This window comes from Desulfosudis oleivorans Hxd3 (assembly GCF_000018405.1).
In the GTDB taxonomy this organism is placed as follows: domain Bacteria; phylum Desulfobacterota; class Desulfobacteria; order Desulfobacterales; family Desulfosudaceae; genus Desulfosudis; species Desulfosudis oleivorans.
Genome location: NC_009943.1, coordinates 3,572,636 through 3,593,797, shown reverse-complemented (window position 1 = coordinate 3,593,797; position 21,162 = coordinate 3,572,636). Strand labels below are relative to the sequence as shown.

Sequence of the window (21,162 nt, the reverse complement as noted above, 5' to 3'; positions counted from 1 at the left end):
CAGCGCCCCCACGTCATTGCGAGGAGCAAAGCGACGAAGCAATCTCCTCCGCAAATACACAAAATTCCCCCGCTCCACCTGCAATGACACAAGACAAAACCACCGGCTCTCCTTCAGGCCAGAGTGCCGGTAAAAACGTTTTGACAAGTGGAGTGTGAATAAGGCAGGATTTAATCATGAATTCGGATACACCACAGAAACCCTCACAGCCGGACAAACCCAGTATTACCCCTTCAGCGTCACAAGAGGACTCAAGGGCCGCCGCCCTCGAGTCCCTGCTTTCCGAAGCCCGGGCGGCAATCAAAAAAGTTCGGGAGATTCTGAACAAAAACAGCCAGAAATAATCGCCCCCCGTCATTACAAGGAGCCTCAGCGACGAAGCAATCCCCTCCTCAGAAGGCACATAAAGACGCTTAAGACCGCCTTGCTCCACCCGTAATGAAACAAGACAGAACCATCGGCTCTCCTGAACTCGCTGCTGGAGTTTGTTTAAAAAGATATGTCCGATTTCGTGGAGCAGAGAAGATCGGTCGAAAGTCTTGAACAGCTGGACCAGATATTTATTGTCTGTAATGGTGAGGGATGCTTTTTTCTTTTTTCTCGTTATCGCATCGGTGTTCTGAAGACAAGCTTTTACTTCCGGGGTTTTTTGCGCCGTTGCACTTCCTGTATGGACAGCCGTATTATTTCCTGCCATTCTTTCAACCGGGAAGCTTTTTCAGATGCTTTCTCGGCCTTTTCCGCATTTGAGGAGGTGTTGCTGGATTTGTCCTGCTGTGGAGTAACCGAATTCATGCTCAAATGCTGCCTCATTCGTACCCCCTTTTCAAGGAGTTTTCACGGTTCATTTCCACGCGGCGGTCAATTAGTGTAAATATCGACTCCACTTGACATCACCGGCGGCGCTATATAATCTGTATTCATGGATTTCTTAATAGGCACGCTTTTCATTGTCGGGTTTGTGGCCTTTTTTATCGCCGTTGGCCTTGTCGCCATTATGGCGGTTGAGCTGGGCCGTGCCACCATTGAAAACGACCGCAAAGTCGTCACCCCCCTGATTCTGGCCGGCGTCCTGGCGTTGTTTCTGGGCGACTAACCCGCTCCTCCCAGTGCCCGTACAATCGCACGGGTCATTCCCTTCCATAATGCCGGCGCATACTGCGTAATGAGTTGGCCGATATCGTCTGCCGACCATAGAGCCATAAACTCTTCACCGTTTCAATCCACGTCCTCACGCGTGTGGGGAACATCGCCAGATCCTCAGCGGCGGCCAACCCGGGGCCGGTTCATCCCCACACGTGTGGGGAACATCACTGCAGGGCGGCGGTTTTCGGGCCGTCGCCCGGTTCATCCCCACGCGTGTGGGGAACATCCGATGGCATCCTGGGAGTTGAGCGTCCCGTACGGTTCATCCCCACACGTGTGGGGAACATATCCGTGGCCAGTGGATCCACGTCGTCGGTCGCGGTTCATCCCCACACGTGTGGGGAACATTCCGGGGGTTCCGTTTTCTGTTCTTCATTTCCCGGTTCATCCCCACACGTGTGGGGAACATAGCTACGGCGCGGCCCGCACGGCGATCATGAGCGGTTCATCCCCACACGTGTGGGGAACATAAACAAAATATTTAAAAATAAGGTTCTTTTCTCGGTTCATCCCCACACGTGTGGGGAACATAAACAAAATATTTAAAAATAAGGTTCTTTTCTCGGTTCATCCCCACACGTGTGGGGAACATACCATCAACGACCTCGACAGCAACCTGATATGCGGTTCATCCCCACACGTGTGGGGAACATTTTCTCTGACAGGTGGCAAACCCAACGGCAAACGGTTCATCCCCACACGTGTGGGGAACATAAAATGACAGAAATTTTAAATAAAATAAACACCGGTTCATCCCCACACGTGTGGGGAACATCCTGCGAAAAGCCACCGAATATATGACTCAGGCGGTTCATCCCCACACGTGTGGGGAACATGCGTGCACCCTTGGTGACACGCCAGAGGCCACCGGTTCATCCCCACACGTGTGGGGAACATAAGAACGACAGCCGCCCGGGTATTGACCGAGCCGGTTCATCCCCACACGTGTGGGGAACATATAAATGATGTTTGCTGGATTACTGGCCCCGGCGGTTCATCCCCACACGTGTGGGGAACATGATCGAAAACCAAAACCGGTTTTTCCTTATTCCGGTTCATCCCCACACGTGTGGGGAACATCTCGGCCGCCGACGCATAATCTTTTCCCAGGGCGGTTCATCCCCACACGTGTGGGGAACATCAAACGCCTCGGCCGGGATCTGGTTATGTTTGCGGTTCATCCCCACACGTGTGGGGAACATGTTATGATGGGGGCCGCTGCTCCCGGCTATAACGGTTCATCCCCACACGTGTGGGGAACATAGTTCGGTTCCGACAAAGCCGCCTCCGAATACCGGTTCATCCCCACACGTGTGGGGAACATATCTGGTCCGCCGTCATGCTCTGGACGGAGGGCGGTTCATCCCCACACGTGTGGGGAACATCGCCCGCACCTCATCGAGATACACCTGGACAGCGGTTCATCCCCACACGTGTGGGGAACATCCTGCGGGAGGAAGACGAGGCCATGGTGGATTCGGTTCATCCCCACACGTGTGGGGAACATGATGGCCCGGTCAGTCTGCTTTGTGATTATCACGGTTCATCCCCACACGTGTGGGGAACATGATCCGATCCATCCTCCACGGTATCCGCGATACGGTTCATCCCCACACGTGTGGGGAACATTAACGCCTATCTGGGTTTGTACCGCCGCTATACGGTTCATCCCCACACGTGTGGGGAACATGTATCTGGCCGTGGAACACTGGTCATCCGCCGCGGTTCATCCCCACACGTGTGGGGAACATCAAAACCGGTGTCGTAAAGGTTGAAAACGTGGCGGTTCATCCCCACACGTGTGGGGAACATTCCCATACAAAACTTTTAATATTTTCATATCCCGGTTCATCCCCACACGTGTGGGGAACATATTTCTGTTTTAACTGTTTTTTCGTTTACCCGCGGTTCATCCCCACACGTGTGGGGAACATTATCTGGTGAAAAAAATAATCCCTCTGGAACCCGGTTCATCCCCACACGTGTGGGGAACATTAGAATATGAAATTCGCGCTGTCCCTCGTTCGCGGTTCATCCCCACACGTGTGGGGAACATGCCTCCGCCGATATCGCGCGGAATTACGAATACGGTTCATCCCCACACGTGTGGGGAACATGGCAGCCAAGTCAGCCAATCAGAAGCCGTGTCCGGTTCATCCCCACACGTGTGGGGAACATTGGCAGAAAAGAACGCCGCGGTCAGCATCTTCCGGTTCATCCCCACACGTGTGGGGAACATGTTGCTTCGCCCAGTTCCAGTTCTCCGGTCAGCGGTTCATCCCCACACGTGTGGGGAACATAAGAGTCAGGGGGTGCAGTATCATCATGTTGTCGGTTCATCCCCACACGTGTGGGGAACATTACTAACGATTTAATCACTTATAGCGTTACCGCGGTTCATCCCCACACGTGTGGGGAACATTAAAAACAGAAGTGGAGCTGATGAAGGAAGGGCGGTTCATCCCCACACGTGTGGGGAACATACAAAATTCAGGCGCTTGTAAAAACGGTGTTGCGGTTCATCCCCACACGTGTGGGGAACATACTTCCTCGAACTTTTTGTTTTTAGAAGTATTTTTGCAGTTTGTTTTTTCTACCGGTCATTTCGGCCTTGTTGCCCCAATTTAATCTGGTTGTCAAAGAGCAGTTGTCGTTTCATTCGTGCCTTGGTCTGGCGGCAAAAATGAAACCAGCCGGAGGCCATCATAGTTGATAGGTATCCGGCGATTTTTACCATAGGTCTGAAAATCAAATCCTGATTCATTGGGCGTCGCCCATGCCATTGCCACATTGCCGTCCTCAGCCAGGGCTGCGATCTGTTCCCAAATCATCTCCCGGATGCGTCGTGAGACATTACCCACATAAACACCTGCCCGAATTTCAAGCAGCCACACAGCGAGTCTGCCGCGCAGACGTGGAGGAACAGCTTCCGTGACAACCACCAGCATGCTCATACTATGCGCTCCTGTGACCCTGGTCTCCGATTGATTCAGGCTCCGGTATTGCCGGAGGCTGGGCATCTTCAGGGGGTGGAGGCGGCTTAATCCCACCGGCTGAAAGGATATCTTCTATTCCCGGAATAATTTTCTGAAGCAGCCGGGTTTCCCGAAACGCATCCCGGCAGGCGATCCTCACCTCTCGGTCCGGATGAGCCGGTTTTTTTGCTGCCACACGAAACGCCACCGGCACCACTGTATCAAACTTATAGATATCGGCAATATCATACACAAACGACAGTGGCTTTCCAGAATGGATGAAGCCGACAGCGGGTGCGTATCCGGCCGCCAGAATGGCGGCTTCGGTAACGCCATACAAGCATGATGTGGCGGCGCTCAAACATTTATTTATAACATCACCGGACTCCCAGTCTTTAGGATCATAGCGCCTGCCCTTCCATGGCACACCATACTGCTTTGCCATAAGTTCATATATTTTTCTGACCCGCGCGCCTTCGATCCCGCGTAGCTGATCCACACTGCGGCGTTCCGGCGGCTTTTCACCAAACCGGATTTCAAACATTCGGCGCACTACCTTCAGCCGCAACTGTTCATCCAGGGCAAGTTTGGCCTGATACAGCAGCTTGTCCGAACGGGCACCACCAGGCTGACCCGCCGAGTACAGCCTCACTCCGGCTTCTCCAACCCATATCAACAAGGTTCCTGTGGTGGCCGCCAGCTTCACGGCGGCGTGGCTGATACGGGTGCCGGGCTCCAGCATGATGCATGCTACCGACCCTACCGGAATGTGCTTCCGCTCGCCGTTGACATCATCCACCACCACAAAAGCGCCGTCTTTCACATCAATCTGGCCGTAGTACACAAATACCATGGACACACGGTCCTTTATGGGTATGGGTTTGAGTGGAACGAAATGAGAGTCAGTCATTTTTTCTCCCTTTAGAGCCAGCAATTTTTTTCCATGATCATCGTCTCAAATCCGTTTCACCAACATCAGCCCACAGCCAAAGGCTTTAGATCGTCCGATACCGTTAAAAAGTGACTTCTTGAATGCCTCAACATCAGAGACCACCAAATCACCAGTAAAGTCCACGGCGCTGAAGCCGGACTTCTTCCCTTTGGCGGCTTTTCCTGTTAATGCATGCCATTGGTAGGCACTGTTCTGAAGTTTCAGATTCCCATGAGTATCCTTTACAATCGTAAATCCATTTTGTTTGCCCTGCTTTGCCATCCACTCGTCAAGCGTGTTATCGATTTCGGCTCTCAGTGCCCATTCCAACTTTTCGCGCGGGGTAAGCTTCTGGTCCAGGCGCTCGGCATATCGATAATCTCCGTCTAACAAATCGGTCAACCGGCTGTCCAAGCGTTGCCCTCCATGTGTAAGGAGAACATTTTTATACTCTTTTTTTTCAGGCGTACCTTGCAGGTGTGACAGAAGCCCCAGCTCTTCGCATAACAGTTTTAAAAAAGTTTGCTGGGCATCCATGACAACATCATGTTTTTTACCGTTTTTAGTCACGACCGGATTGGCACGCAGCTCAAAACGCAGGGCTTCGTCCGGCTGCAACTGGGGTTCATACCGCCGGGTTTCTACTGCAAAAAACGGGGATTGAGAAGAAGGTGCCGATGAAGACACAAGGTAATAAAGAGATTCCCCACGGGCGCCTCCTTGATACCCGAGCTGTTCTCTGGCGATCTCCTCCCGGTACAGAAAGTTTCTTTGTTTTTGTCCGGGGAAAAGGTCCCAAAGCAGCCGATGGATGTTATAGACACTGTCCGCAAGCACTTTTGCCATCTGTGTTTCCTGATGAATATCCGGCTGTATTCGAACGCGGGAAAAATACATTATTCACCTCCCGAAAAATACCAATAGTGTTCCTGGCGCGGAGAGAATTGCCAGCGCGTCCGCGACAACGGCTGGTCATGCCTGATCCTGGTCTGAACCCGGCTAAGATCAATCGTATCGGAAAACTCAGATGGTTCTCCTTCCCAGTAGTAATGGCGGTCGTTAGCCAACCCCAGCCAGTAGGCATCGCGCTTCGACAACCCCTCTTTGCCGGAATGATGAACCGGCAAAAGGGGTTGATGTGCATACGCCTGGAAGGCCTCATGAAAATTACGGCTGGTTTTATCTATCTGCGGGTTCATGGGCGCTGACAAGGGGCACGATTTGCGGCCGAGATACACATGGAGCCTGGGCTGTTCAAGGTGGGTTTTTATCGTTTGTAGCTCATACCGGGCACCCGGCAAAACCCTTACTGCCGACACCGCCAAGGCATCCTGACGGTATTCACGACTGGACAGGATGGTTCCCAGGCGAGGCTTTCCGATAATCAGTTCATCCCGGCGTGTCCTGTAAACAAAACCGCCGACGGAATCCGGCACCTGGGTGGTGTGATAATCCCGAAGCAGGCTGCCGTGCGAGCGGGCCTCAACAGCGATTAAACAGCCCTGATCCAGGGCCTGCTGGTTTTCGGTTTCGGAACGTTTGATTCCCAGGGCGGCTGCCATCAACCCGATAATGGCCGATCTGCCGGGATAGTTTGCCGTATGCCGGGTTTCTCCCACGGCAATTTCTCCCCAACTGGCCATTGGCCCGTAAAGACGGAATAAAAGATAACCCATGATAACCTCCTATTGGCTTACAAAGTCCAGCAGATCAGCCAAGGTGCCTTCTTTTTTGGGAACATTTATTTCATATCGACCATCCGCGCATTTGCCGTAAACCGAATCAAAGCAGTCTTTTTGCTCAACCAGCGCCTTAATGGAATCACTGATAAAATTCTCATTTTCACGGTGGTTGATCGGTTTTAAATAGGCGACCGACAGGGAGCGGGGCTGCTGGTCGCCTTTTTCCGAAAGGACATAGGAGGCATAGGCCCGGGACGCAAAGCTGTTTTGCTTGCCTTCCGGCGCGACCTTGACCGCTGCTTCGACCAAGGCCCGGATGGCTTTTGCGGCCAGAGCTTTGTCGCCGCCCAGATTTTCGATCAGCAGATCTCGATTGATGCATACATAGGAATAAAACAACCCGGCCGCAAAACGGGTTTCCCCGATATGGGCAGCGCCCATGTCTTCCAGGCCATTATTCAAATCATCAACTGCGGTAAAATAGTCATCCTCTATAACTACCGGATGAACGCTGATTGAATGAGCAACCTGACAGGCCGCTTCGATGCTATAAGAGGGTTTTGATGCAAGCATTCGTCCAAAGAGGGCAATATCGACAGCCTGCATCCTATCACGCAAGAGTTCCAATTCCTGGTCTGTTGGGCCTTCTGTTCTTTTAACAATTGTATTTGCAAGGTCAATTATGCCTTGCTCTTCTCCGGTATCAAAGAAGGCTAATTGTTCTATTTCAAGTTCCACCAGTTCTTTTTTTTCGCGATCCTTCTTATCCAGGTCCTTCAGGCCATCCTTTTCCTTTTTGGAAAGCTCCTTAAGCTTCCCGAAAACGCCCGCTATCGATTTAGACCACGCTATGGCATCTTTGTGGGTAACATCTTTCTTCCGAAGGATTTCGTATACCTTCAAACCCATTTCTTTCGTCCGCTTGCCAATATGCCCGGCCATTGCTGCTTGAAACGCATCCGAAGTTCGCCATGACCGTTTCAGGCATTGAGACGATACCCGGAGGCGTTCATACCCGCCCATTTTTGCGGTTTTGGGGCTGCCCATGTCATCGCGATTCAGGTTGGCGGGTGGATAGGCGGTCAATAAATGTAATTGAATAAATCGGCTCATCATCGTTCTCCTTTATTTTAGTTGTTCGGTAACACTGAAAAATAATCGGTAGCCCAGCGGACAGCCAGGCGGTTGGCCGGCTTGCGGTCAAACTCCCGATCATGCTCTTTGTGCCATTGAATAATGTCATTGGCCAGGGAGAGGATATTTACCCGGCCGTCCAGCAGGCGAATCGCCCGGACCATGCGGCGATAGAATTCATCGGTTGTCCGGCTTTTCTGCAACTGCTGGAAACGCAATTCGCTCATAGCTCCCCTGTCGCCTTTAATTGATGTAGCCAATTGTTCGGAAAAGGAGGCCATCTTTTTCGATTTCTTTTCATCTTTGGGCTGATAGCCCTTGCTCACCACCTGATGGTCCGCTTTTACATGCGACAGAAGCCCGGCCACCGCCGCACTGGAAAAAATCGGTTTCTGCTCCTGCCAGCTATTCGGCATTTGTTTTAGAAAATTAAAAAATGCTTCGGTCAGCAAAACATCTTCCGGCCGTTCCGCCCGCCGCAGCCGGGCTCGGTCTCCCCGGTTGTTATCCAGCCAGTGATGCCAGCGCTGCAACAATTGACAGCTTTCCGCGTCTAAATAATAGTATTCACTCATTGGGCAACCTCCTCTTTTGCCTTTGCTTTCAAATTCTTGATTACGCTGTTGTTATAGAATGTTTTGGTTAAAGACTGTTTGGCTGATACTATTTGTTTAAGATCAACTTCTTCGGGACTGTTGTACAGGGTGGCTTTCTCAAAAATATCAAACATCGATTCTTTGATCATTCGAAACCAGTTTGCATATATTTCAGGGGGAGCCATTCTGGTCGCGCTAGGCAGTTTCGCCATGTCGTCAAGTAACTTATAAAACCCCGGTTCGGTCGTTTCCCAGAACTGCCGGTCAATAGCACTCATGTCTCCCTTGGCGTCGCCGGGACGTTTAAACCAGGCAGATTTTACGGCATCCCTCAGGATTTTAACCGTCGCCCTTGCCGAACCGATCAATTCAACTGCCCATGCAATCAGATTCTCTTTTTGTTGTTTATTAAGTATGAGAACAGGGAAATGGGTGTCATACCAGCAGCGGGCTTTCATATTGTCCATATCAAAGCCGAAGCACCACAAAGCGGCAGACTGGTTGTTGAAAAGCGTCGGCCCCCGTTCGTCGTTATAGAACTGTACTGTCGTCGCTGCCTTATTCCCGGTTTCAGTATCCTGCAACGCCAGGCCGAGCCAGTGTCTGTAGCCCAGGCCGCCTTTCTGACCTTTAAGCGAAAGGGGAGGCTTTTGATGGTCGGTGTCAAAACGATATGGCGTAAGCGGGTGGACCCAGGCGCCGACATAGTCAATCCCAAAATTTTTTGCTTTATATGTCTTATAAAGCACGTTGGATGGGTGTCCGCAGATGTCACAATTGCCCTTTTCTTCATTGGCTCTAAGCCTTATCCGGCGGGGCATGCCCCAATACATTTGTAAAGCATGGCAATCTTCGGGCGTAGTGGCAACCCCCTGTTTGTCCGATATTCGGGTCGGTCCCAACCACGGCAGGACACTATCATCAAGTGGTCCGGGGCTGAAGAACTCCTCGTTGTCCTCCTTATTCAAAATGTTGAGCCAGACCTTATGCCACAGGTTCGAGTTGGCCTCTTCCGGGACAAGCAATGTTGTTAAAGGGCCGCCGCCCCTTAATCCGACCCTGTTCCCTTGTCCTCCCGCTGGCGCGTTAAGTTGTAGTGTAAACAAAGCCGAGGCGGTACAACTCTCACAAAGGCTGTTCACGTGACCGCGTTTTATAAAATGGTCCAGATTGTCTTTCTGTGTTTTCCCGCCCGGAGCCTCAATTAATAAAAAGGAAATGTGCTTTTCTTCACCATCAGACAAATCAAAGTCCTGCATAAACGCCGGGCCATCAGGGTTATACAACTCAAAATTCTTCTTAATAGTATTTTTCTCAAAAACCTTTTTTAACTCATCAGGCTTAGGCATATTTTCCCAGTACTGCCGCCACTGATCCTCATCTTCCGGCGCAAAACAGGTTTGCAGCAGGCCGATAAAAAATTGATACAGCGCACCCTGGAAATCCGGGCGCGGCGCGTTGATTTCCATAACCGGATTCTCAGTCTCGACAATCTGCCAGGGCGCGATTTTATCCGGCCCGTTTTCGCGTATAACCGGAATCCATTTGTCTGTGAGCAGGTTCATGGGTTTTCTCCTCCTTGTGGTTGCCAGCCGCCAGCAGCTTTGTAATAATGTTGCGTTTCTTCCGTAAGGGGAAAGACCTCCAGCCAACGAAGGAACTTGACCTCGGCTTTCAATTCTTCAATTATTTTCTGAAACTCCTGGGTTATTTTGCCTCGGGCCTTTTTCCATTCCCATTCCGGTATCTTGACAATACTCATGGCCCAAGAGTTGTGGATGTTGGCTGCATAGGGCATGAGCTTCCCGTCCTTGTGTTTTGCCAGCGCCACAGTAATGCTTTCTTCCTCGGTCAGGCGGGTTGGGATGCGGATTTCCTCGTCCCAGTCGCCGCTGGACCAGGTATAGCCTTTATTGATTTTAAGCACGTTCAGGCCTGCCATCCCTGCCTGGGCTTGGTTCTGTGCAATAGCGATATTAGAGGCGAGACGAATTTCTTCGGGGACTTCATCTTCCGGCTCATTCCCGTAAACATTTTCAATCAGTTCTCTGGCATCTCCAGGCATGGCGAATCTCCCTTTACATAATAATTTTGCCGTCAGCCAAAGTTGCCCAATATGAGGATAAACCGCCTGTGTCCCTTTTTGATGGTTTTTTAACCAGTTTTCGTCGGCGCCTTTGGTTGGATCGGGGCTGTATACATAAAGAGTCGGCTTGCTACGCTGGTCTTTGGCATCATGATCCAGAAGTCTGTTCCCTTTGCCATCACGGATGTGACGGCAAAGCCGCCCGGCCCGCTGTACGATCAGATCAATAGGGGCAAGATCGGTAATCAACACATCAAAATCAAGATCCAGAGATTGCTCAACCACTTGAGTAGCAATCAGCACATGGCCTCTTCTGTCCTCATGGCCAGATTGATCGCCAAATCGTTTCAATACGTCATTCTCAATACGTTGCCTGTCGATCATGGCAAAGCGGCTGTGAAACAGATGCAAGTGGTGTTTATCCATCCACTCACTTTGGGATAGCGCAGTATGGCTTTCCCGCGCCGCTTTGACTGTGTTGCGTATCCAGCAGACACATCGGCCTTTATTGACCGCACTTTGGACCTGTTCAAAAACCGCATCTTCCGTATCCAGTCTGATAACAGATACCGTTCTTTTAACTTCTTCCCGTGTATCAATATGCTTTTCAAGGTCACTTGACGCAGGGGCATGTGTAGCCAGCGGATATGCTGTATTGTGTATTTCCGGAGCCTCTTTCCCGAGCCCTCGATAAAAAGCACTGACCAATTGCAAACGCATTTTTTTTGGCAGCGTGGCTGATAAAAGAATGACGCTGCCACCCTGTCTGGCGTGGGCTTCTATCAAGGTATCAAGCAGCTTCTGCATATAGCTGTCATAAGCATGGACTTCATCCACCAACAGCACTTTTCTTCTTAAGCCCAACAACCGGAGGGATTGATGCCGGACAGGCAGTACTGCCAAAAGCGCCTGATCAAGAGTGCCTACACCGACATCAGCCAGCAAGGCTTTTTTTCGATTATCCGCCAGCCAGGCATTGCAATAAGCCGACGCGCTCAGTTCTTCGTCTTCGCTATCATAGGGCTTATCATAAGCGACCCCATCCGATTTATTTTCCGGCACGGCGACAGTTTGCCTGAACGCCTCGGACAAATCTCTTGCCCCGTGCGCCAGGATTAAAGAAGGGGTGTTGTTTTGATCATAGAGCCGTCTATATACCCTGCCCAGGCGTTCATACATGGCATTGGCCGTAGCCATGGTCGGAAGCGCGACATAGAGGCCATCCGCCAAACCGGCACTCAACAGACGATGGGCCAATACAATAGCCGCCTCTGTCTTCCCTGCGCCGGTGACATCTTCAAGAATGAACAGTTGCGGGCCATCACTTAAGGGCTCATTGGCGGCATATTCCTGCAATGGGGTCGGTTTATGGATAATAGGGAACAGATCGGTAATGCTTTCAAAATTACGGGTGGTTGCCGGTTCAGGCATGGCGCTAACCGCTTTTTGTGCCGAGGGTAGGGCAATGGTATCCCAATACGCCTTTAAGTCGAGTTGTTTATCACATCCGTAGTAATCGAAATATTCCGTATTTGAGCCGATCCAGTCCGCCAGAACAGTAATACCGGCCAGTTGCCAGGAAACTGTTTTTAATTGTTTCTGGAATATGTTGTCAAAAAGAGGCGATGGATCAAAATCCGAAAGGAAAAGGTTACAGATGTCCACCATAAAATTTTTGGCTGCTTCCTCATCCTCATTCTCAAAAAAAGTATTGAGATTGATGCCGGATTGTTTTGGGGGCATACCGTGATGACCGGTGACAATCTTTATACACGCTTCAATCTTATTGAACCAATTAAGATCCCCGTTATCTTTATCCTGTTTACTGAGAACCTTTCGCCATAATAAGAAACCGAGAGAGTCGTGTCTTTCCGAATAGGACATTTGTGGATTAGCCATGACCAAGTCCGGCGCAAGCTCGGGTTTTAGACCTTGAAACGCCCGTGCGAATTTTCCCAAATCATGAAGTGCGAGGCAGAAGACAAAAAAAACACGAAGCAACGCGGGTTTTATGTCTAATCTTTTTGCCAGTTCCATACAAAGAGGTTTCTCAGGATTCAGCAAAAACCACCCAATCGCCGCCACATCTAAACAGTGATAAGGCAACAAATGATAGCCTGAACCATCTTTTTCGGCTTTACCCCAGTAGCGGTAATAAGATTTTTCAGTATTCATAGTCTGAGTTTTGCTCTCGGTATAGAGCGGGGCTTGCTGCCGCAGGTATTTGTCTCTTTCACAGGATTCTCCCCTCCTTGTGATACTGGTTGACCATAGTAAAAACAGGCGGCCCGGTCAAGGGGGCCGGGTGGTATGTGGCCGGGTTATTCTTCAAAGGTCGGGTAGTCTCCTTTTTTGCCGTGTATGAGTCTGGGGGCAATCAGCCAATTTTCCTGCTGCTGGGGGTATCGTATCTGGAATTTTAGTACCTTTCTGAATGTTACGGGCCGGTAGATGGAGGGGTATCGTTTCAGGTGGCGGCGGCGTTTTTCAAAGGCTTTGATGGGTATGATGGGGGTCATGATGGGGTGCCTTTTGTGTTTTAATGGTTTTGGGGGGTTGAGGTTGGGATTGCTTCGTCGCTGCGCTCCTCGCAATGACGGATAGGGGCGGAGGGGATTGCTTCGTCGCTGCGCTCCTCGCAATGACGGATAGGGGCGGAGGGGATTGCTTCGTCGCTGCGCTCCTCGCAATGACGGATAATGTAATGGGTCAATTTTATTCTGGATTGCCCGGTCAAGCCGGGCAATGACGACAAAGGGGTCAAGCCGGGCAATGACGGACAAGGTAATGGGGCAATTTTTATAAATGCCCTTACGGGCACACTACAAACGGGAGCTACAGGTGTATTACAAGCAGGTGCTGTCATGCGGCGTTGACTCGCTGGAAAAGGATGATGTTGTTTTTGACCACGGGCCGGGGGGTGGTGTCGTCCGGTTCGGTGTCGGGATTGTGTTTGCGGCGCTTGCGTTCGGCTTCGGCGGCGGCAAGGGCCTTGTCGTCTTTTACCAGGCGGGCCGTGGTTTCGTACCAGCCCAGGGCCCAGTTATCCAGTTTGGGGAAGGGGGAAAAGGCATTTAACGCCTGGACGGCGGTTTCGTTTGCCTCGGATTTGCGGTCCATCCGGTTTAAGACCGTGGCTTTCAGGGCGAGGCACGGGGCACGGTCCTCGTCGTCTTTTTCTATGGCCTGGTCCAGCATGGCCAGGGCCTCGTCATGGCGTTTGGTGTTGCGGTAGAGCAGGGCCAGGTTGAACGCCGGGCTGCTCCAGTCCCGGTCATCCTTTATGGCTTCCAGGTAGGCCTTTTCGGCGCGCTGGTGGTCTTTCAGGTCTTCATAGTAAATGCCCATGAGGTTGGAGATATAGGAGCTGGGCCGGTTTTTCTTTCGCAGTGCGGTGTGCAGGCAGTGGATGGCCTTTTCCTTCTGGTTCAGTTCCTCGTACCACCTGGCCAGGTTTACATAGTCGTCGACGTTTTTCTCGGTGCCGCCGAAGCAGAGGCGAAGCTTTTCCTCGGTTTCTTCGATTTTCAGGCGGGTGGCGCCGGGGTTGACCACGTTGACCAGGGGGTTTTCAACGGCCTGTGCAAACACGGCCTTTGGGGAGGACTTTAAGAAGGCCCGGCACTCGAACTGCTTGCCGGCGGTGACCCGGTATTCCAGAAGGATCCCGGCGCCGGCGCAGGCAGCGGTGGGCAGGTTCCAGATTTCGTTTAACAGGTGGCGGCCGTCGGTGTGGGATATCAGGCGAATGCGGAGCTGATCGACCAAGAGCCGGTCGGCGGGAGGAACTTCCAGGTCCAGGCGCTGCCAGGTGTCGTCCGATGGAAAGGGCAGGGGCGTGCCGGGGTCCACCAGGGGGTAGCGGCTGCCGTCGTTGGTCTCCAGGTCGATGCCGTCGTGCAGCACGGGCCGTACCAGGGGCCGGCCGGTGACGGCCTTGAAGATGGTGTTCCATGCCGCGCCCCGGGCCACGGCGGTCTGAATCTGTTCCGGGTCGTCAAAACCGCCTGTTTTGTTTTTGCCGAAATAGGATTCCATCGCGGCCCGCACCTGCGGAATCAGGATGCTGCCGCCGGAAAGCAGGCAGAAGTCCACCTCTTTCGGGCTGATGCCGGCCCGGTCCAGGGCGTCTTCAATGGGGGAAAAGATGGACTGGGTCAGCCGGTATTCGGTCTCCCGGGCATAGAGAAAGTCGGTGTCTAAAAAGGGTTCCAGCAGCTTTTCAAACTGGGCCGCGGACAGGGAGGGGGCGGAGAAGTCCAGGCCCTCCTCGTCATTGTTGATCCAGCAGGTAATCGCCGGGGCCGTGACCCCAAACATGGCCTGGTTGACCTCGGCATATTCGCACTGGTCAATGGACCGGCGGATTTTGCGGCACAGATCGATTTTCAGGGTTTCGGCCGTGGCCAGCAACCGGGGTTCGAGTTCCAGTTTTTTGTTTTCCCAGGTCAGGTCGGAAAGATCGAAAACATTCTCTTCGGCCAGGGCCGGGATCAGCACCTCGTGAACAATGGCGGCGTCGATGTCGCCGCCGCCCAGGCGGTGATAGCGGGACACGGAAAGCTCGCTTACGGAAAGGGGCCTGTTCGGGCCGTTGCCGGACACGGCAATCACCGACACGTCGCAGGTGCCGCCGCCGAAGTCAAAAACCAGGCAGGTGGCCTTGCCCTCGCGGGGCAGGGAAAAGCGCCGCTGGTCGGACATCAGAAAATCCACCAGGGCAGCGGTGGGCTCTTCCATCAGGTCGCAGGCCTCCAGGTGAAGGTTGTCCATGCGGGCGGCCCGCAGGGTGTCGTTTCTCTGGTTGATCTGAAACGAGGCGGGCACGGTGACGGTAAGGACCTGGTAGGGGGCTACGGCGCCCTGTTCGGCGGCCTCCACCAGAAAGGAGAGAACATGCCCGGCCACCTTGTGGGCGTGGTTGAGAAAGGCCGGGGCCAGGGCATAGGTTTTGTTTAAGCCCATGTCATTTTTGGTGTCGTGGAAGAAGTTTTCTCCTGTCACCAGTTCCAGGGTGTCCATTTCGCAGCGGAGCTGTTTTGCGCCTTCGCCCACCAGCACCGTGCTGTTTTCTTCGTCTTCCAGAAACGCCACAACCGACGGCACCAGGGCGCTGGTGACGGTATCCCCGTTTTCCAGGGGCTGGGTGATTTTAAGGACCTTGCACATGGGTGGGTAGCCCGGCACGCAGACGCTTTCCGCAATGGTGGAGTTGGTGGTGCCCAGGTCGATGCTTAAGGTGCGAAGAAGGTTGTTTTTCGCGGGAACAAAGGGACCGCCAAAGGTTTTTAAAATATCCATTTTATCCTCCCTGGCTAAAGGATGAATAAAAACGCCCGCCCTTCCAAAACAGCCCCCTGGCTGAAAAGGTTGCCCTTTCAGCTTTTATTCGAATTGTGTGTGATGTTTAAACTTTTACCACCTTCCACTGGTTAAGGGTTTCTTCTATGCGGGCCACTTCGGCTTTGGCCTCTGCATGCTGCCTTGCGGTCAGCACCAGGTCCCACACGCGGCCGTTGGGTGTGAGGATGCGGCGGGACGAGTCGGGCTCGGCATAGCCTGTTTTTTTGTAATGGTCTTCGATCTGTTTGGAAAACCGGTCGTGGAGTTTGCCGGTGATCAGGTCCAGCTCTTTTAACCGGAAAAGAAAGGCCTGGGCCGACACCCCGAACCGGTGCTTGATGCGCAGCAGCAGTTCCCAGGACCACTGCTTGTTCTGAATGCCCAGCTGGTTGACCGTGGCCCGGATGGCCTGCTCGGGCATGAGGAAAAAGGCGGCAAACTTGCGGCCGGCCCGGTGCATGGTCAGGGTCTTTTTCCCTTCTTTTTCCGCGGGCGGCATCTCTTCGGTCCGGGCGTCGTCATCGGATGGAAAGGGATTGGCGCCTGTGTGCCTGGCCTGCCGCAGAAAAAAGATGCGGCCCAGCCCGTAGGCCAGGTGAAAAATCTGGCGCTCCGGGTTCTGTTTGTGACGAATAAAGAAAAAGGCGTTGCTGTTTTCCATATCGTAAAAGGTCATGGACGGGGTCTCTTTGGGCAGGGGCAGGAATATCACGCGAAACCCCATGGCCTCGAACAGCTCGATGTAATCGAATACCACGCCCCGGCCGATACCCATATGATTTCTGGCGGCCTCGGAAAGGTCCTGAAGGCCCCGCTGGTTGGTCTCAAATGATATGTTCAGGGGGATTTTGGCCCGTTTATGGGCGCGGCATATATCTTCCAGGCTGCATATGGCGTCGATGACTTCGTAAATGGGGGTCAGGATGCTGGGCGGCAGGTGTTCCACGGACCGGGCCGGCACAAACCCGGTGCCCGGGGTTTTGACCCGTTCGGCCAGCAGGTCGCTTTCGTCTTCGGCAAACAGGGTGTCCACCGACACACCCAGGGCCCTGGAGAGTTGAAAGATAACAGCGGCGGAGGGCGCGTTTCCCCCGCGTTCGATGCGGCCCAGGGGAATTTCCGCCATGCCGATTTCGCCGGCCAGGCGGCTGATGGTCCAGCCGCGCTGGCGGCGCAGCTTGCGGATGTTTCTGCCGATAAAGGTGAGGTCGGTGGTTTTCTGAATCATGAATAGCCTCTGGCGACTTCGTAAAACGCCCAATTTCTGCGTTGCGCCGCATCACTCGTCACTGCGGCGTACGCGCAGTACGCCTCATTCCTCGCGATTTGCGCGCCTTGAACTTGAACTTTTTAAAAAGTCGCTTTGTCTTTGTGTTTGCGTGTGGTTCCTCCCAGTACAATTTTTAGATAGTACGATATCGTATATGTGTCAAGTAAAAAATTAGATTTTTAGAAAAAAACTAACTAATAGGTTAGTTTTTTGCAGAGAGGGCAAAACAGAGGAGAGAAAAGCAATTCTGCCGCACGTGCGTCATTGCGAGCGCAGCGAAGCAATCTTGTCCGAATGCGAAGGAGATTGCTTCGTCGCTGCCGCTCCTCGCAATGACGGAAGGGGCTGCCGCTCCTCGCAATGACGGAATGGGCTACGCTCCTCGCAATGACGGGAAGGGTGCCGCTCCTCGCAATGGCGTAAAAAATGCTTCACAATGACGGGGGTGTCGTTGTGCCTACATGCCGGCGCCGAACCCGGTGCGCAGCAGGGAGTCGCGGCTGATCATGCCGGCAAACCGGCCTTCGGCATCCACCACGGGCAGGCGCTTGAGGCCCCGTTCCACCATCAGGCCGATGGCCTCTTCGATCAGCATCTCCTCTTTGACCGTGATCAGCTCGGTGTTCATCACCGTCCCGGCGGTGGCCCCGGCCAGGCAGGTGTCGGCCTCGTCATGTTTGAAGGCACTGCCCACGCGGGAGAGAAGGCCCCAGATGCCGGACTGTTTTTGCGCAAAACAGCGCAAAAGGTCTTTGTCAGATATCAGGCCCAGGAGGTTGTTTTCGGCGTCCACCACGGCCACCCGCTGAATGTCGTTGTCTCCGATGAGGCGGAGCACGTCGGCAACAGGTGTGTCCGGCGAAACGGTGTGGGTGTCGCGCCGGGCAATGTCGGCCACCTGCTTGAGATGGGTCACATCGACTTTCTGGGAGCGGAAGGCGTTCCAGTCCGGGGCCTCGCGCATGACCGTGCGAAAGATGTCCAGCCGGGAAACCATGCCGCAAAGGCGGCCCTCTTTGTCGGTGACGGGCAGGCGTTTGAAATTCCGGCTGATCATGAGATCCACGGCCTCGGCCAGGGGCCGGTCTTCGGCGATGGTCACTGCCGGGCCGGTCATCACCTGTTCGGCCTGCCTGCCGGCCATCTGGCTCAACACCGATTTCATGCGGTCCTGGTCTGATTCGGCCAGCAGGCCCAGCCGCAGGGGCAGGCCGCCTTTGCGGATCAGGTCGCCCTGGGTGATCACGCCCACGGGACGGCCCTTTTTGTCCACCACGGGCACGCCGGTGAAAATTGAAGAGAGCAGCAGGCGGGTCACCTCATCAAGGGGTGTTTCAGACGTCACGCTTCTGGGGTCGGCGGTCATGACGTCGCGGACGGAAAGCTGGCGGGGGAAAAAGGCGTTGCGGGTCCGATGGGCCACCACGTTCAGGTCGTGGATGGCCACGATGCCGTCGGTGACCATGTCGTTTAATCCATCCAGCACCCGGTCGGTCTGGGTGGACGGCATAACAATGTAGATTCGTACCGGCATGTTGAAGGAGAGCAGCTCGAACCGCGTGGTGGCGGTTTCTCCGCTTTCATAGCACCCGGCAATGCCGCGGGTGACGATGCAGCGGGCCGCGATTTTCAGGCCTCGCACATATTCAACGACTGTCTCGGTCAGGGGCCGGCCCTGGTGGCGGGCCGACTCGCTGGTGAAGATTTCAATGGCTTTGTAGTTCAACATATTTTCCCTCCAATAATAACGGCTTCGTAAAAAGCCCAATAGCTGTGTTGCGCTGCGTCCCTCGTCACTGCGGCGTACAATCAGTAGGCCTCATTCCTCGTGCCTTGCGGCGCCTTGCTCTTGAACTTTTTACAAAGCCTTTCCCGAAACGAGTGGTTATGATCTTGTGGCTGCCGGCATGCCGATCATTGTCAAAAAATTTCATGAGATATTTGAGAACAAACTGCCCAGCCACATGCCGGCCAGGGTCAGGGCCAGGCCCCCGATGTTGTTTATAAGAATGTTGGCCAGGGGCAGCAATGTCAGGCCGGCCCGGCCGGCGCTGACCGTTTCCAAAGAAAAGGTGGAAAATGTGGTCAGGGCGCCCAGGTAACCGGTGACCAGCAGCAGGCGCATTTCAGGGGAGAGCAGCCGCACCCGGTCGGACAGGGCGAACAGCAGGCCGATGAGAAAACAGCCCACAAGGTTTACCGCCAGGGTGCCCCAGGGAAACCGGGTTCCCCACAGCCGCACCGTCATCAGGCCCACGCCGTAACGGCTGGCCGCGCCCAGGCCGCCACCGATCATGACCAGGAATATTCTGTTTATTTCCAGCGAAACCATCCAGCCTCCTTGTGAATATTTTTTACAGGCAAAATTTAATAAAACGGTATTGCTTTGTCGTTTTGTTTGTAGTGACGCCGTCAGGCGTTTTGCAGCCGGGCAAAAGTGATGCCCTTACGGGCACACTACAAACGGGCTTTTTGCCCCGTCATTGCGAGGAGCGCAGCGACGTGGCAATCTCCTTCGTTTCTGGACAAGATTGCTTCGCTTCGCTCGCAATGACGTAAGTACACGAACAAGATTGCTTCGCTTCGCTCGCAATGACGCACGATACAACCCTCGGCCTTTCACGGGCAACCTTCGGTTCGCCCGTGGCACCCGTTATTGTGTGGATCATATTTACCGGGTGGCACGGGCCAAGCGTCAGCTTGCCCGTGTATACCCTTTGCACCCCTGTCAATGCCTTTCCATAAACAAAAAAACCGCTTCCGGCAGGCCCTCACAACACCTGCCATACATTATATATAATGGTATCGGCAGGAGTCATCAGCCTGTCCAGTGCGGCGGTTGTCGGGGGACCCCATCCCCATCGTTTCTTAAAACCTAATGCAGGAAGCAGAAAAAGGCAAGCGTGAAATACCCAATCTGTTGTATGATAACCGCATGGAAACAGACGTCAAAACCGTTCTTTCCGCGTCCCGGCGCACCGATATTCCGGCCTTTTATATGGAGTGGTTCATGGCCGGGATTGACCGGGGGCTTTTTGAGGTGACCAACCCGTACAACGGGGTGGTCCGGCAGGTGGAGTGCACGCCGGAATCGGTGCACACCATTGTCTTCTGGTCCAAGAACTTCGGTCCGTTTTTAGACGGCCGGTTCGGCGAAACCCTGGCCGGCGAGGGCTACCATCTTTTTTTTAATTTCACCGTCAACACGGAAGACCGCCTGCTGGAGCCGAATCTTCCGCCGCTGGACCAGCGGCTTTGCCAGCTTGACGCGCTGGCCCGCCGGTTCGGGCCGGAGCGTGTGCAGTGGCGGTTTGACCCGATCTGTTTTTACTCCGCAGGCAACGGCGGTTTTAAGAATAACCTGGCCGACTTTCCGAAGATTGCAAAAGCCGCGACCGAAGCCGGCATCGGCCGGTGCGTGACCAGTTTTTTAGACCTTTACGCCAAGGTAAAGAAGCGGGCCGCCCGGGCCGGCGTGACTTTCATGGAACCGGGAATGGAAAAACAGGTCGAAATTGTCACGCGCATGGCGGACCTGCTGAAAGGCTGCGGCATTGCCCTGCACACCTGCTGTGAAAAAGAGCTGATGGCCGGGCTTGCCGGGAATGTGCCGGTGACGGCCAGCGCCTGCATCAACGGCAGGCTGTTCATGGAAAATGACGGCGGCGTGGTGCCGGTGCAAAAGGACCGGGGCCAGAGGGCCGGGGCCGGGTGCGGGTGCACCGAGTCGATTGATATCGGCTCTTACGCTCAGCATCCGTGTTATCACAGTTGCCTGTTCTGTTACGCAAATCCGGCGGCTGTCACATCCCGTCATTCCGGCCTCCGAGCCGGAATCCAGAAAAAATAGACCCCACACCCTTTTCGTCATTACCCGGCTTGACCGGGTAATCCAGAATCAAAATGGTTTCATACCCTGTTAATAAGGAATCAGGTCAATTTACACTGGATTGCCGGGTCAAGCCCGGCAATGACGGAGGAGGCGGAACAGGGTCAATT

General features: G+C 53.6%; 16 protein-coding genes, 1 CRISPR repeat array and 1 riboswitch. Of the genes, 2 read left to right on the top strand and 14 right to left on the bottom strand.

The window, feature by feature from the left end; genetic code table 11:
• Positions 1 to 13: 13 nt before the first annotated feature.
• Positions 14 to 697: a hypothetical protein gene (locus DOLE_RS18335; RefSeq protein WP_153304456.1), complete on the bottom strand. Its 684-nt coding sequence runs from the start codon at positions 695 to 697 to the stop codon at positions 14 to 16.
• A gap of 225 nt (positions 698 to 922) precedes the next feature.
• On the opposite strand from DOLE_RS18335, the gene DOLE_RS18330 reads away from it, so the two are divergent.
• Positions 923 to 1,096, top strand: coding sequence for a hypothetical protein (locus DOLE_RS18330; RefSeq protein WP_012176405.1), 174 nt, complete (start codon positions 923 to 925; stop codon positions 1,094 to 1,096).
• Between the two features lie 186 nt (positions 1,097 to 1,282).
• Positions 1,283 to 3,690: direct repeats of the CRISPR family, unit length 29 nt; unit sequence CGGTTCATCCCCACACGTGTGGGGAACAT.
• 92 nt (positions 3,691 to 3,782) lie between these two features.
• Here DOLE_RS18330 and cas2e read toward each other — a convergent pair.
• The 13 genes from cas2e to crcB form a co-directional block, all read right to left on the bottom strand.
• Positions 3,783 to 4,100, bottom strand: coding sequence for a type I-E CRISPR-associated endoribonuclease Cas2e (cas2e, locus tag DOLE_RS15390; RefSeq protein WP_012176404.1), 318 nt, complete (start codon positions 4,098 to 4,100; stop codon positions 3,783 to 3,785).
• Position 4,101: 1 nt separating this feature from the next.
• Positions 4,102 to 5,031 (bottom strand): type I-E CRISPR-associated endonuclease Cas1e, encoded by a 930-nt coding sequence (gene cas1e / locus DOLE_RS15385; RefSeq protein WP_012176403.1) that lies wholly within the window; start codon positions 5,029 to 5,031, stop codon positions 4,102 to 4,104.
• Between the two features lie 45 nt (positions 5,032 to 5,076).
• The gene (cas6e, locus tag DOLE_RS15380; protein WP_083766631.1) at positions 5,077 to 5,949 is read right to left on the bottom strand and encodes a type I-E CRISPR-associated protein Cas6/Cse3/CasE; all 873 of its coding nucleotides are present in this window, start codon (positions 5,947 to 5,949) and stop codon (positions 5,077 to 5,079) included.
• Positions 5,949 to 6,728 (bottom strand): type I-E CRISPR-associated protein Cas5/CasD, encoded by a 780-nt coding sequence (gene cas5e / locus DOLE_RS15375; RefSeq protein WP_012176401.1) that lies wholly within the window; start codon positions 6,726 to 6,728, stop codon positions 5,949 to 5,951. Before cas5e ends, cas6e begins: the two co-directional genes overlap by 1 nt.
• Before the next feature lie 9 nt (positions 6,729 to 6,737).
• A complete protein-coding gene (cas7e, locus tag DOLE_RS15370; protein WP_041280630.1) occupies positions 6,738 to 7,847 on the bottom strand; it encodes a type I-E CRISPR-associated protein Cas7/Cse4/CasC in 1,110 nt (369 codons plus the stop codon).
• A gap of 17 nt (positions 7,848 to 7,864) precedes the next feature.
• A complete protein-coding gene (gene casB / locus DOLE_RS15365; protein WP_012176399.1) occupies positions 7,865 to 8,443 on the bottom strand; it encodes a type I-E CRISPR-associated protein Cse2/CasB in 579 nt (192 codons plus the stop codon).
• Complete coding sequence (gene casA / locus DOLE_RS15360; RefSeq protein WP_012176398.1) at positions 8,440 to 10,029, bottom strand: type I-E CRISPR-associated protein Cse1/CasA; 1,590 nt, start codon at positions 10,027 to 10,029, stop codon at positions 8,440 to 8,442. The genes casB and casA overlap by 4 nt, the downstream gene beginning before the upstream one ends.
• Positions 10,026 to 12,725: a CRISPR-associated helicase/endonuclease Cas3 gene (locus DOLE_RS15355; protein ID WP_012176397.1), complete on the bottom strand. Its 2,700-nt coding sequence runs from the start codon at positions 12,723 to 12,725 to the stop codon at positions 10,026 to 10,028. The genes casA and DOLE_RS15355 overlap by 4 nt, the downstream gene beginning before the upstream one ends.
• A gap of 146 nt (positions 12,726 to 12,871) precedes the next feature.
• Positions 12,872 to 13,069 (bottom strand): hypothetical protein, encoded by a 198-nt coding sequence (locus DOLE_RS15350; RefSeq protein WP_041280629.1) that lies wholly within the window; start codon positions 13,067 to 13,069, stop codon positions 12,872 to 12,874.
• Positions 13,070 to 13,412: 343 nt separating this feature from the next.
• Positions 13,413 to 15,851 (bottom strand): Hsp70 family protein, encoded by a 2,439-nt coding sequence (locus DOLE_RS15345; RefSeq protein WP_012176396.1) that lies wholly within the window; start codon positions 15,849 to 15,851, stop codon positions 13,413 to 13,415.
• 106 nt (positions 15,852 to 15,957) lie between these two features.
• Positions 15,958 to 17,121 carry a helix-turn-helix domain-containing protein gene (locus DOLE_RS15340; protein ID WP_012176395.1) on the bottom strand — a complete coding sequence of 388 codons (1,164 nt, stop codon included), beginning with the start codon at positions 17,119 to 17,121 and terminating at the stop codon, positions 15,958 to 15,960.
• Positions 17,122 to 17,620: 499 nt separating this feature from the next.
• Complete coding sequence (locus tag DOLE_RS15335; protein WP_012176394.1) at positions 17,621 to 18,892, bottom strand: DUF190 domain-containing protein; 1,272 nt, start codon at positions 18,890 to 18,892, stop codon at positions 17,621 to 17,623.
• Positions 18,893 to 19,093: 201 nt separating this feature from the next.
• On the bottom strand, positions 19,094 to 19,495 hold the full coding sequence (gene crcB, locus DOLE_RS15330) for a fluoride efflux transporter CrcB (protein ID WP_012176393.1): 402 nt from the start codon (positions 19,493 to 19,495) through the stop codon (positions 19,094 to 19,096).
• 470 nt (positions 19,496 to 19,965) lie between these two features.
• Positions 19,966 to 20,032: riboswitch (Fluoride riboswitch) on the bottom strand.
• A gap of 66 nt (positions 20,033 to 20,098) precedes the next feature.
• On the opposite strand from crcB, the gene DOLE_RS15325 reads away from it, so the two are divergent.
• Positions 20,099 to 21,013, top strand: coding sequence for a DUF1848 domain-containing protein (locus tag DOLE_RS15325; RefSeq protein WP_041281271.1), 915 nt, complete (start codon positions 20,099 to 20,101; stop codon positions 21,011 to 21,013).
• The last annotated feature ends 149 nt before the right edge of the window (positions 21,014 to 21,162 follow it).

What these genes read in the sequence shown, in the direction of transcription:
- DOLE_RS18335 (WP_153304456.1), bottom strand. Translation starts at nt 697, where the DNA reads ATGGCAGGAAATAATACGGCTGTCCATACAGGAAGTGCAACGGCGCAA.
- DOLE_RS18330 (WP_012176405.1), top strand. Translation starts at nt 923, where the DNA reads ATGGATTTCTTAATAGGCACGCTTTTCATTGTCGGGTTTGTGGCCTTT.
- cas2e (WP_012176404.1), bottom strand. Translation starts at nt 4,100, where the DNA reads ATGAGCATGCTGGTGGTTGTCACGGAAGCTGTTCCTCCACGTCTGCGC.
- cas1e (WP_012176403.1), bottom strand. Translation starts at nt 5,031, where the DNA reads ATGACTGACTCTCATTTCGTTCCACTCAAACCCATACCCATAAAGGAC.
- cas6e (WP_083766631.1), bottom strand. Translation starts at nt 5,949, where the DNA reads ATGTATTTTTCCCGCGTTCGAATACAGCCGGATATTCATCAGGAAACA.
- cas5e (WP_012176401.1), bottom strand. Translation starts at nt 6,728, where the DNA reads ATGGGTTATCTTTTATTCCGTCTTTACGGGCCAATGGCCAGTTGGGGA.
- cas7e (WP_041280630.1), bottom strand. Translation starts at nt 7,847, where the DNA reads ATGAGCCGATTTATTCAATTACATTTATTGACCGCCTATCCACCCGCC.
- casB (WP_012176399.1), bottom strand. Translation starts at nt 8,443, where the DNA reads ATGAGTGAATACTATTATTTAGACGCGGAAAGCTGTCAATTGTTGCAG.
- casA (WP_012176398.1), bottom strand. Translation starts at nt 10,029, where the DNA reads ATGAACCTGCTCACAGACAAATGGATTCCGGTTATACGCGAAAACGGG.
- DOLE_RS15355 (WP_012176397.1), bottom strand. Translation starts at nt 12,725, where the DNA reads ATGAATACTGAAAAATCTTATTACCGCTACTGGGGTAAAGCCGAAAAA.
- DOLE_RS15350 (WP_041280629.1), bottom strand. Translation starts at nt 13,069, where the DNA reads ATGACCCCCATCATACCCATCAAAGCCTTTGAAAAACGCCGCCGCCAC.
- DOLE_RS15345 (WP_012176396.1), bottom strand. Translation starts at nt 15,851, where the DNA reads ATGGATATTTTAAAAACCTTTGGCGGTCCCTTTGTTCCCGCGAAAAAC.
- DOLE_RS15340 (WP_012176395.1), bottom strand. Translation starts at nt 17,121, where the DNA reads ATGATTCAGAAAACCACCGACCTCACCTTTATCGGCAGAAACATCCGC.
- DOLE_RS15335 (WP_012176394.1), bottom strand. Translation starts at nt 18,892, where the DNA reads ATGTTGAACTACAAAGCCATTGAAATCTTCACCAGCGAGTCGGCCCGC.
- crcB (WP_012176393.1), bottom strand. Translation starts at nt 19,495, where the DNA reads ATGGTTTCGCTGGAAATAAACAGAATATTCCTGGTCATGATCGGTGGC.
- DOLE_RS15325 (WP_041281271.1), top strand. Translation starts at nt 20,099, where the DNA reads ATGGAAACAGACGTCAAAACCGTTCTTTCCGCGTCCCGGCGCACCGAT.